Origin of the sequence: Streptococcus pseudopneumoniae, assembly GCF_001068775.1 — a bacterium.
Classification (GTDB): domain Bacteria; phylum Bacillota; class Bacilli; order Lactobacillales; family Streptococcaceae; genus Streptococcus; species Streptococcus pseudopneumoniae_N.
The window spans coordinates 1-11855 of sequence record NZ_JWAJ01000032.1; the positions used below are offsets into that span (position 1 = coordinate 1).

The 11855-nt window shown below is 39.0% G+C and carries 10 protein-coding genes; 2 read left to right on the forward strand and 8 right to left on the reverse strand.

Annotated elements, in window-relative coordinates; genetic code table 11:
- Positions 1-33: 33 nt before the first annotated feature.
- The 4 genes from ADF68_RS01330 to ADF68_RS01345 form a co-directional block, all read right to left on the reverse strand.
- On the reverse strand, positions 34-510 hold the full coding sequence (locus ADF68_RS01330; RefSeq protein WP_053090644.1) for a class I SAM-dependent methyltransferase: 477 nt from the start codon (positions 508-510) through the stop codon (positions 34-36).
- Between the two features lie 455 nt (positions 511-965).
- A complete protein-coding gene (locus tag ADF68_RS01335; RefSeq protein WP_049548313.1) occupies positions 966-2159 on the reverse strand; it encodes an MFS transporter in 1194 nt (397 codons plus the stop codon).
- Between the two features lie 76 nt (positions 2160-2235).
- Positions 2236-3099: an XRE/MutR family transcriptional regulator gene (locus ADF68_RS01340; RefSeq protein ID WP_049548314.1), complete on the reverse strand. Its 864-nt coding sequence runs from the start codon at positions 3097-3099 to the stop codon at positions 2236-2238.
- 1 nt (position 3100) lies between these two features.
- Entirely contained in the window at positions 3101-5002 is a 1902-nt protein-coding gene (locus ADF68_RS01345; RefSeq protein ID WP_049548315.1) for an ABC-F family ATP-binding cassette domain-containing protein, read from the reverse strand.
- A 153-nt stretch (positions 5003-5155) separates the two neighbouring features.
- Between ADF68_RS01345 and ADF68_RS01350 the strand changes: the two genes are divergently transcribed.
- Complete coding sequence (locus tag ADF68_RS01350; protein WP_049548316.1) at positions 5156-6874, forward strand: phospho-sugar mutase; 1719 nt, start codon at positions 5156-5158, stop codon at positions 6872-6874.
- A 111-nt stretch (positions 6875-6985) separates the two neighbouring features.
- Positions 6986-7333, forward strand: a complete 348-nt coding sequence (locus ADF68_RS01355) for a thiol reductase thioredoxin (RefSeq protein ID WP_049548317.1) — start codon at positions 6986-6988, stop codon at positions 7331-7333.
- 36 nt (positions 7334-7369) lie between these two features.
- Here the strand turns inward: ADF68_RS01355 and ADF68_RS01360 are convergent, their stop codons facing one another.
- The 4 genes from ADF68_RS01360 to mutY form a co-directional block, all read right to left on the reverse strand.
- The gene (locus tag ADF68_RS01360) at positions 7370-8179 is read right to left on the reverse strand and encodes an MBL fold metallo-hydrolase (protein ID WP_049548318.1); all 810 of its coding nucleotides are present in this window, start codon (positions 8177-8179) and stop codon (positions 7370-7372) included.
- Position 8180: 1 nt separating this feature from the next.
- Positions 8181-9530 carry a cell wall metabolism sensor histidine kinase VicK gene (gene vicK, locus ADF68_RS01365; protein WP_049548319.1) on the reverse strand — a complete coding sequence of 450 codons (1350 nt, stop codon included), beginning with the start codon at positions 9528-9530 and terminating at the stop codon, positions 8181-8183.
- On the reverse strand, positions 9523-10227 hold the full coding sequence (gene yycF / locus ADF68_RS01370; RefSeq protein WP_049548320.1) for a response regulator YycF: 705 nt from the start codon (positions 10225-10227) through the stop codon (positions 9523-9525). Before yycF ends, vicK begins: the two co-directional genes overlap by 8 nt.
- A gap of 67 nt (positions 10228-10294) precedes the next feature.
- Positions 10295-11455 (reverse strand): A/G-specific adenine glycosylase, encoded by a 1161-nt coding sequence (gene mutY / locus ADF68_RS01375; RefSeq protein ID WP_049548321.1) that lies wholly within the window; start codon positions 11453-11455, stop codon positions 10295-10297.
- Positions 11456-11855: the final 400 nt, after the last annotated feature.

Here is an 11855-nt window from a genome sequence, read left to right on the forward strand (position 1 = left end):
ATGAATTTGATTGCTGGCATTATCAACCGTGAACTAGGATTCTAGTTTCGCAGGAAGTCTAATATCTTTATAAGGTTTTAAATCACATACTGCAAGTTCAATCTTTGTCATTTCTTCTAACCAGTTTTCTTTACTCTTAAATTCATTTGGTTGTAGACTGTAAAATGTTCGAATCCCCAAATAGTTTTCTAATTTAAGACCAGACAAAGCTAATAATTCCTCTATCGTATAAGTAGAACCACTTGCAAAAGATAGGCTCTCAAAGTTTTCACCATTGAGTAAGCTAAATGCTTGATTGATATCATTAGCAAAAATAACACTTTGTAGAACTTTTCCAACTTGATTATACTTGATAATTGAAATCAAGCCATCATCTTTTAAAATTCTTTTGAACTCCAGAATATAGTCTTTTCGGTCATTAGGACCTATATATTCTAAAACATTATGGCAAAGGACAAGATCAAAAGATTTATCCGTAAAACGAGCGAGTTGGTCAATACTTCCCCGCAATTTTTCATAAGCTCTTAAATTCAGTCAACTTTATCACCTCTGAGCTAGCTTTTAACTCCATAAAATGACTAATCTTAACTTGGAAAAATCCTATTAAAAAATAGAATCCCTACACCCTTTATTATACTACATTAACAGAAAAAAAGACTGAAGCAGATGGCATTTACGGATCTATACTATTGTAATCGGTCAATTCCCTAAAATTATCACCTGGTCCATTTTATTGTATACAGATGAGGTGTAATTTGAGCATGCCCTTTTATAACTCAATTAGTATTAAAAATAAGATAGAAACTTCAGGAGGGCTACTGTCTTGTAGCATTTTTTTACCTTGATAAATTTAACAAATCGTAGAAAATAGTTAAAAAGTCTTTAAAATTAAAAAACGCATAATATCAAGACTTCAAGTGTACTGACCCCAAAAAGTTAGACAATTAATTTATTCAATTTCATCTTCAATTTTGGTTTTGCTCACTCGAATCCTTCTTCTGTCTTTGAATATATACTATCGATATCAACGAAAGTAAAATAACTCCAAGACCGATAATTAAAAAGGAACCTAAATGAACGCTTGGTAGAAAGGTCATTAACCCTTTTGCAATCGGCATAAAGAGAATTGCCAGTGTAAAAATGGTACTCAATACCCTCCCCAGATAGTCTCCGTCAACTTTAGTCTGTACCTGAGTAAAGAAGTGAATATTAAAAACTGTCATAAATAATTCACAAACTAGGTTTCCGGAAAAAGTAAGAAAATTAGGCAGTGGTAAGCCCATCATGAAAACTCCTACTCCTGTGAGGATCAATAAGAACAAAAGTGTATTCATACTCGATTTAAATTTATTTGCTATCAGTGCTCCAATTATTGAGCCAATTGCACCCATGGTTAAGATAGTCGCATAGGCTCCTTCAACACCATAGAGTTTATTTGAAAAAGGGAGTAAAAATTCAAAGGCCGCAAAAAAGAAATTAACGCTGGAAGCCACTAACAAGAGAAAGAAAATTTCTTTTTGATGCCTGATATAGTGCAAGCCATCTTTGATATCTGCAAAAATATCTTTCCCGGTGAAACTCTTCTGCTCTTGAACCTTTGGTTCTTCTTTTGGAAGTAAAGCGACTAGAGCAAAAGCAATGAAAAAAGTCAGAGCATCTAGTAAGAGCGTCATATGAAGACTAGCAAATTGTAAAACAAGAAAAGAAAGCACAGGAGAGCTAACACCTACAACCTGCAAAACTAACTCTAAGCGTGAATTGTAGGTCACTATCTCGTCTTTTTCTACAACTTCTGTGATAATAGCTTTATTGGCAGTTCGAGAAAATGCAAAGGCAATGGCTTGAACAATATTAGCAAAGATCAAAGCTCCAATCATCCAGTTATCATTTCTGATAAAAGAAATGGCCAGACAAAGAATCCCACATACCAAGTCTGTTGTCATCAAAATCTTGCGACGAGAAAAACGGTCTGAAATCACTCCACCAAAAGGATTAACTAGAATGGATGTAACGAGTTCAGAAATCTGATAAATCCCTAGAACGGTTTGCCCAATCGTTCCCATCGATGCCAACCAAACACTATTTCCATAATCATAGAGCATATTTCCTATCTTGTTTATAGCTCCACGACTAATTAACTGTACTGCGTATCGATTCATAAAAACTCCTCTCAAATTTTGAAACTATTGTATCAAAACTTGGAGGAGTTTCTCATTTTTCCCATATTTGGGAAAATTAATCTTTTACAAATTTATCATAATGTTCCTGATAGTAGGCTACCTGCTCTGGAAGACCTAGTAGGACAAAAATACGCATGGCCTCTTGCATTTGGCTACAGCCTTCTTCTTTTTGGCCCTTCTGATAAAGGGAAAAGCCTTTAAGAAAGTGGAAAACATTACGCTCATAGAGTTTGATGCTCTTACCTATGATCTTCACTATATACGCTTCAAAGTAGCTGGCATTTTCAAAAGCAAGATGTTCTAAACAATGCTGGTAACAATTAAGGGCTAAAATCAAGACCAGTTTTCGATGGCGTCCAATTTCTTTGTAGAAATCCTCCCTCTCCATCACTTCTCTACCAAGTCGAGCAACATAGTCCACATCATAAAAGCTATAGAGATTGCCAAAGAGGATCAACTCATACATGGTCCATTCATCTGTTTGGAAAAGATAATCTGCCACCTTATCCAGATCACCTTGCTTCATAGTGAAGCTAGCATCTCTTTGACAAATCAGACCTTGTAACAAAATCCAGTTCAGCTCAAAATAGAGGGGTTTTGTTGAACTCTTAGCCTTTTCAAGTTGTTCTTCTTGAAGTTTTTGAAAACCTTCAATATCATTTGAGTAGTAAAGTGGAATAATCTGAGCCATCAAGCCGACATGCTCATGATGTTGAAAATTTCTAGTCTTATCCATAAAATTCTCAATCGTCACGTGAATATTATCTAATATTTCAAAGAAACGAGATGCAGCCAGATCCGACTCCCCCAATTCAAAGCGGGATAATTGGGAGGTCGAACAGGCCTCTCCTGCAGCTTCTTTTAGAGAGTAATTTTTACTGATTCGAAATTCACGAAAAACTTTTCCAAGATTTTCCATCTTACACCTGCTCCGATAATTCTTCCCACTCTAGCATTGCTTCTTCTTGACGCTGGCTAATTTTATCCAGTTCTGCTTGTAATTGCATGAGTTCATCTGCATCATTGGTGGTATGCATTTGTTCAGAGATAGCTTGGGCTTGAGTTTCCAGTTCTTCGATTTCTGTCTCAAGACTTTCAATTTGTCTCATTAACTTACGAAGTTCTTTTTGACTTTCCTTTTGAGCTTGGTAGTCATTAACTGGAGAAACCTCATTTTCTTGGCTAACAGCTGCCGCTTCTTCCGCTTGGCTAGCTGCTAGCTCTGCTTTTTTATCAACATAATAGTCATAATCACCTAGATAAAGGGTTGACCCGTTCTCAGATAATTCCAACACATGAGTGGCCACACGATTGATAAAGTAACGGTCGTGGCTGACGAATAGAAGAGTTCCATCGAAGTCAATCAAGGCATTTTCTAGCACTTCCTTGCTATCAATATCCAAGTGGTTGGTCGGCTCGTCAAGGATCAGAAAGTTGTTGTTTTCCATAGACAATTTAGCCAAAAGCAAACGAGCTTTCTCTCCACCTGAAAGCATGCCAACTGATTTTTTAACATCATCACCTGAGAATAGGAAGGCACCTAGACGATTACGAATTTCTAGTTCAGGAGTCAGCTTGAAATCATTCCAGAGTTCGTCTAAGACTGTATTGCTCGGTGTCAGTTTACTCTGAGTCTGGTCATAGTAACCAACCTCAACATTAGCACCAAAGCGCTTCTCACCCTTGATAAAGGGAATCTGGTCCACAATGGATTTTATAAAGGTTGATTTTCCAATACCGTTAGGACCAACTATAGCAATGGCATTCATCTTACGAAGATCAAGGTTGATTGGCTCTGATAAGATTTCACCATCATAGCCAATAGCAGCATTTTCAACTGTCAAAACGACATTACCAGATACCCTATCAGAATGGAAGGTCATATTAGCTGACTTTTTCCCAGCTTCAGGCTTGTCCAAACGCTCCATTTTTTCTAATTGTTTGCGTCGAGATTGGGCTCGTTTGGTTGTCGATGCTCGAACAAGATTTCGGTTAACAAAGTCTTCTAAGGCAGCAATTTCCTTCTGCTGCTTTTCGTAGTTTTTGGCTTCAGTTGCGAGCTTCTGTTCCTTCTGCTCCACAAAACTTGAGTAGTTTCCTACATATCTATCTAAAGAATGTTTGGTTAAGTCGAGTGTTATGGTCGCAACCTTATCGAGGAAATAACGGTCATGGCTGACGATAATCAAGGCACCACTGTAGTTGACCAAATAGTTTTCTAACCAGGCAATAGTTTCAATATCTAGGTGGTTAGTCGGCTCGTCCAAGACCAAGAGATTAGGCTTTTCAAGAAGCATTTTGGCTAGCGCTAGACGGGTATTTTGACCACCGGAAAGCTCAGCGATTCGCATCTGCCACATAGATTCGTCAAACTTGAAACCATTTAAGATAGAGCGAATATCGGCTTCATAGGTAAATCCTCCAACCTGACGGAAATTTTCTGATAGGCGATCATAGTCAGACATAAGTTTGTCTAATTCTGCACCAGTCTTTTCCCCCATTTCCAACTCCATCTGTCGAAGTTGTCTTTCAGTACGACGCAAGTCATCAAATACATGTAGCATTTCATCGTAAATAGTGTTTTCAGACTCAAAGAGACTATCCTGTGCGAGATAAGAGAGGGAAATATCTTTTTTCTTATTGATTTCACCAGTGGTTGGCTCCTCTTCTCCAACCAATATCTTGAGTAATGTAGACTTTCCTGCACCATTTTTTCCAACGAGGGCAATTCGGTCTCTTTCATCCACTTGTAGGTTTATATTATCAAAAAGAACCTCTCCTGCAAAAGAACGTTCAATTTTATTAGCTTGTAAAATAATCATACAAGTAGTATAGCATGTTTCCCTAAGGCATTCAAGACTCGATAAACAGGCATATGTCACTACTTTTCTGAAAATTATGCTACCGTTTTACTAAAACGCTAAAAAGTGCTATAATGTGAACGGTTAGAACAATTTATAAAAAGGAGAATTTTAATGTCTTACCAAGAGAATTACCAGAAATGGGTTGATTTTGCGGAGCTTCCAGACTACCTTCGTCAAGATTTGGAAAATATGGACGAAAAAACTAAGGAAGATGCCTTCTATACAAATCTTGAATTTGGTACTGCAGGTATGCGTGGCTTGATTGGCGCTGGTACAAATCGCATCAACATCTACGTTGTTCGTCAAGCTACTGAGGGATTGGCTCGTTTGATTGAGTCAAAAGGTGGAAACGAAAAAGAACGCGGTGTAGCAATTGCCTACGATAGCCGTCACTTCTCACCTGAGTTTGCCTTTGAATCTGCGGCAGTTCTTGCTAAACACGGCATCAAATCTTACGTATTTGAAAGCCTTCGTCCAACTCCAGAACTTTCATTTGCCGTTCGTCACCTCAACTGTTTCGCAGGTATCATGATCACAGCTAGCCATAACCCTGCTCCATTTAACGGTTACAAGGTTTACGGTGAAGACGGTGGACAAATGCCTCCACACGACGCGGACGCTTTGACTACTTATATCCGTGCAATCGAAAATCCATTTGCAGTTGAGGTTGCTGATGTGGAAGCTGAAAAAGCTTCTGGCTTGATTGAAGTTATCGGCGAAGCTGTCGATGTAGAATACCTCAAAGAAGTCAAAGACGTAAACATCAACCCAGCCTTGATTGAAGAATTTGGTAAAGACATGAAGATTGTCTACACACCACTTCATGGTACTGGTGAAATGTTGGCTCGTCGTGCTCTTGCCCAAGCAGGATTTGACTCTGTTCAAGTCGTAGAAGCTCAAGCAACTCCAGACCCAGACTTCTCAACTGTTAAATCTCCAAACCCAGAAAGCCAAGCAGCCTTTGCACTTGCAGAAGAACTTGGTCGCCAAGTAGGCGCTGATGTGCTTGTTGCAACTGACCCTGACGCTGACCGTGTTGGTGTTGAAGTCCTTCAAAAAGACGGTAGCTATCTTAACCTTTCAGGTAACCAAATCGGTGCTATCATGGCTAAATACATCTTGGAAGCCCACAAAAACGCTGGAACTCTTCCAGAAAATGCAGCCCTTTGCAAATCTATCGTATCAACTGACTTGGTAACGAAGATTGCTGAAAGCTACGGCGCAACTATGTTCAACGTCCTGACTGGTTTCAAATTCATCGCTGAAAAAATCCAAGAATTCGAAGAAAAACACAATCACACTTACATGATGGGATTTGAAGAAAGTTTCGGTTACTTGATTAAACCATTCGTGCGTGACAAAGATGCTATCCAAGCTGTCCTTGTCGTTGCTGAACTTGCTGCTTACTACCGTTCTCGTGGTTTGACTCTTGCTGACGGTATCGAAGAAATCTACAAAGAATATGGTTACTACGCTGAAAAGACAATCTCTGTTACCCTTTCAGGTGTCGATGGTGCCGAACAAATCAAAGCTATTATGGCTAAATTCCGTAACAATGCTCCAAAAGAATGGAACACAACAGCTATCACTGTCGTAGAAGACTTCAAGGCTCAAACTTCTACTGCCGCTGACGGTACTGTTACAAACTTAACAACTCCTCCAAGTGATGTGTTGAAATACACACTTGCTGACGGTTCATGGATTGCCGTTCGCCCTTCAGGCACAGAACCAAAAATCAAGTTCTACATTGCAGTTGTAGGTGAAACCAACGAAGAATCACAAGCTAAGATTGCTAACATCGAAGCAGAAATCAATGCTTTTGTAAAATAAAGTCCTATAAAAGATGAGACCAACCAATCTCATCTTTTTTTCGTATCAAAACTAAGCATTTTTAGCATTTTTATGGCATACTAGTCTTATCAAAAAAAGCGAGGTATTCTCATGGAACAATTTTTAGAAAACATCAAAGATCTTGAAGTGACAACAGTTGCGCGTGCTCAAGAAGCGCTCGACAATCAAGAAACAGCAACTTTCTTTATCGGCCGCAAAACTTGCCCTTACTGCCGTAAATTTGCAGGTACATTAGCAGGTGTGGTAGCTGAAACAAATGCACATATCTACTTCATCAATAGTGAAGAACCAAGCCAACTTGAAGCTTTACAAGACTTCCGCTCACGCTATGAAATCCCAACTGTACCAGGCTTTGTTCATGTTAAAAATGGACAAATCAATGTCCGTTGTGACTCTTCAATGTCAGCTCAAGAAATCAAAGAATTTGCTGGGTTGTAAAATAGTCTATAAAAAAGAAGGCATAGGCCTTCTTTTTTATATCTCAGTCAATGGTGTTGCGGTGTCTGGTGAAGTATCGTAAACTTGAAAGTCTACTCCTACCCCCAGATCTGCCTGAGCTAACTGATTGACCATGGTCATGTGGGCTAGCTCCTTGATATTATTTTCCTTAGACAAATGGCCTAGGTAAATCTTCTTGGTACGATTTCCTAGAGTGCGAATCATAGCGTCTGCTCCATCCTCATTTGAGAGATGTCCAAGATCAGACAGGATGCGTTGTTTGAGTCGCCATGCGTAGGATCCTGCTCGCAGGATTTCCACATCATGATTTGACTCGATCAGATAGCCATCTGCATTCTCGACAATGCCAGCCATACGATCACTAACATAGCCTGTATCCGTCAGCATGACAAAGCTCTTATCATCCTTCATAAAACGATAAAACTGGGGAGCGACTGCATCATGACTCACACCAAAGCTCTCAATATCGATGTCGCCAAAGGTTTTGGTTTTTCCCATCTCGAAAATATGCTTTTGCGACGAGTCAACCTTACCAAGATACTTACTATTTTCCATAGCCTGCCAAGTTTCCTCATTGGCGTAAAGATCCATGCCGTACTTACGAGCCAGAACGCCCACGCCGTGGATATGGTCTGAATGCTCATGGGTTATCAAGATAGCATCCAAATCCTCTGGTTTACGATTGATTTCACTCAATAGGCTTGTAATTTTTTTGCCAGATAGTCCCGCATCTACTAAAATTTTCTTTTTTGGTGTTTCCAAGTAAAATGAATTTCCACTGGAACCCGATGCTAAAATACTGTATTTAAAACCGATATCACTCATTCTAGTCTTCTAGTTCATCCTCCCAAATCTCTTCTTTGACGGCATCTTTATCGTATGGAAGTACGATGGTAAAAGTAGATCCCTTGCCATATTCACTCTTAGCCCAGATAAAGCCCTTATGTTGCTTGATGATTTCCTTAGCAATAGCTAATCCTAGTCCTGTTCCACCTTGGGCACGACTTCTAGCCTTATCAACCCTGTAAAAACGGTCAAAAATCTTCGGTAAATCTTCTTTAGGAATCCCAAGCCCTTGGTCCGAAATTGATAAAATCATCTGATCATCTGTAGTCTTCATGCTTACAGTGATTTTTCCACCATCTGGTGAATATTTGATGGCGTTATTCAGGATATTGTCAATCACCTGGGTCATCTTATCCGTATCAATCTCAATCCAAACAGAAGTAATCGGATAATCTCTCACCAACTCGTACTTCTTCTCCTCATCTTGACTTTTCATTTTATCAAAACGATTAAGGATAAAGGTGATAAAGGCCGTAAAGTTAATCAATTCAACATCTAAGTGACTAGTTGCGTTGTCAATCCGTGATAGATGCAAGAGGTCCGTCACCATCCGCATCATACGGTTGGTTTCATCCAAAGAAACCTTGATAAAGTCTGGAGCAACCGGTTCTGTCAGCGCTCCTTCGTCCAAGGCCTCAAGATAGGATTTTACACTGGTCAAGGGTGTACGCAACTCATGACTAACGTTCGAAACGAAAAGCCTTCTCTCACGTTCTTCCTTCTCTTGTTCAGTCGTATCATGTAGAACTGCTACTAAACCAGAGATAAAGCCAGACTCTCTACGAATCAAGGCAAAACGAACGCGCAAACTGATATATTCGCCATTAAGATTCTGCGAATAAATCATCAACTCAGGGCTCTGAGTAATAAGTTCTCTCAGCTCATACTCTTCTTCAATCTTGAGTAACTCTAAGATATTTTGATTAAGAGCATCATCCCTTTCAACTCCAAGTTGTCTCTTGGCCATATCATTGATCATGATAATCTGACCACGACGATTGGTTGCAAGCACTCCGTCTGTCATGTAGGACAGGATACTATGCAACCTTTTACTCTCTTGTTCCAGATTTTCCTGAGTCAGACGAATGACTTCAGATAAGTCATTAAGATTGTTGGTGATATTGGTAATCTCTGAACTTCCCTGCATATCCAAAACCTGAGAATAATCACCATCAATCAAATCTTTTATTTTCTGATTGATCTGCCTCAAACGAATATTATCACGACGACTCTCAAGCAAGAGAAAAGACACTAACAGAATAAAGCCAATTAAGATGAGGATAAAGATAAAGTCGCTCGTCAAAATTGTTTGTCTAATTACTTCAATCATTATTTCTCATATAATATCCCACTCCACGACGAGTTAGGATGTATTCGGGTCTGCTTGGTGTATCTTCAATCTTCTCGCGCAAACGTCTAATGGTTACATCAACTGTACGGACATCTCCAAAATAGTCATATCCCCAAACAGTTTCAAGAAGATGTTCTCGAGTAATAACTTGTCCAAGATGAGAAGCTAAATGATGCAAGAGTTCAAATTCGCGGTGGGTTAGGTCTAACTCCTCACCATATTTCTTAGCCACGTAGGCATCTGGTAAAATCTCCAAATCACCAATCTGCAGACTTTGTAATTTCGTTTCAGATTCTTGGCTATCAACTGAAACAATATCTGTACGACGGAGAAGAGCTTTAACACGGGCCTGTAGTTCACGATTTGAAAATGGCTTGGTTACATAGTCATCCGCTCCAAGTTCAAGCCCAATAACCTTATCAAACTCGCTATCCTTTGCTGAAAGCATGATAATAGGAACACTACTTGTCTTACGAATAGTTTTTGCGACTTCAAGTCCATCAATCTCTGGAAGCATCAAATCCAAGATAATAATATCTGGTTTCTCAGCTTCAAATTGTTCAAGAGCTTCACGACCATTAAAAGCAGTTACAACTTCATAACCTTCCTTGGTCATATTAAATTTTATAATATCTGAGATGGGTTTTTCATCATCTACAATTAGTATTTTTTTCATTTAGTCACCTTTTTCCTTATCTCATTATACCAAAAAAATGTAAAGAAGACACGAAAGACCGATACTATCAGCTTCTTTTCAAGTAGGCTTGCCAGATCTTTTGTTGAGGTTTGGCTAGGGGATAATTGCTAAATTCTTCTGGACGTAACCAAAGGACTTCTCTATCAGCGTATTCCTGCGACTCAGCAACTCGCCCTGCAATTATCTGGATATGCCATTTACGATGGCTAAAAACATGCTTGACCTCTTCAAAACGTAGATCTTTCCAATCAACTTCTAAATCATAGTCTTGTTCAAAACTCTCCTGTGGAGATGGTCCAAGCTGTAAAATTGATTCCGCTACTTGACTAAAAAGGTCCAAGTCCTGAGTCTGGTCTGAGAAGTCATCAACTTCAATCAAGGGAAAATGCCAAAAACCAGCCAAGAGTTTTTCACTCTCATTCTTTTCTAATAGAAACTGACCCTGACTATTTTGCACTACAAGAGCCTTTAGAAAAATAGGAACTGGCTTTTTCTTTGGAGCCTTAATGGGATAGCGATCCATGGTCCCATGTTGGTAAGCAGCACTGAACTCCTTAACAGGACTCTCCTCAGGTCTTGGATTAACAGGAGCCTCAATATCTGAACCTAAATCCATCAAAGCCTGATTGAAATCACCTGGACGATCAGGATCTATTAGAACTTCCATCATCGCTTGAAATATTTTTCGATTGCTAGGATTTCCAATATCATGATTGACTTCAAACAAACGTGCCAAAACACGCATGACATTGCCATCTACTGCAGGCTGTGGAAGGTTAAAGGCAATACTAGAAATTGCACCAGCTGTATAAGGACCAATCCCTTTTAAGCTTGAAATACCTGCATAAGTTGACGGAAACTTGCCTTCAAATTCACTCATAATCTGTTGAGCAGCTGTTTGCATATTGCGGACACGAGAATAATAGCCAAGTCCTTCCCAAGCTTTTAATAAGCGTTCCTCAGCTGCATTTGCTAAGCTTTCAACAGTCGGAAACCAGTCCAAAAAACGTTCATAATAGGGAATGACGGTATCAACTCGAGTCTGCTGCAACATAATTTCAGATACCCAGATATGATAAGGATTCTTGCTTCGTCTCCAGGGTAAATCACGCTTGTTTTCGTCATACCAGGCTAATAATTTTTGACGGAAAGAAAGAATCTTGTCCTCTTCCCACATGGTCACACCATATTTCTCCAAATCTAACATATTTCTAGTATAGCATAACCTTTTAGGATACTCAAAAAATCAAGATAGACATTGAAGAAAACACTTTTCTATCATAAAATACAACACTTATTAGTTAAGTAAAATGGAGAAAAGATATATTCTGTTCATAATACTCTAATTTTTATATAGCTACTTGTCAGTTTTAATTTTAAATGTTGACTTAAGTTAAATATAGTGGATTGAAATAAGATATAAACAAATTGATTAGGGGAGTCAAATCAATTTCTAGCAATGTTTTAGAAGTCGAAATGAACTATTCTTTATTTAGCCTACTATAATAGTTATGATGATTCCCCAAACTTAAGCTAAAAATACAAATCATAACCACCCGTCTAACGGGTGGTTTGCCCCAGGGCTATAAGCCCAAATTACCAGCCAG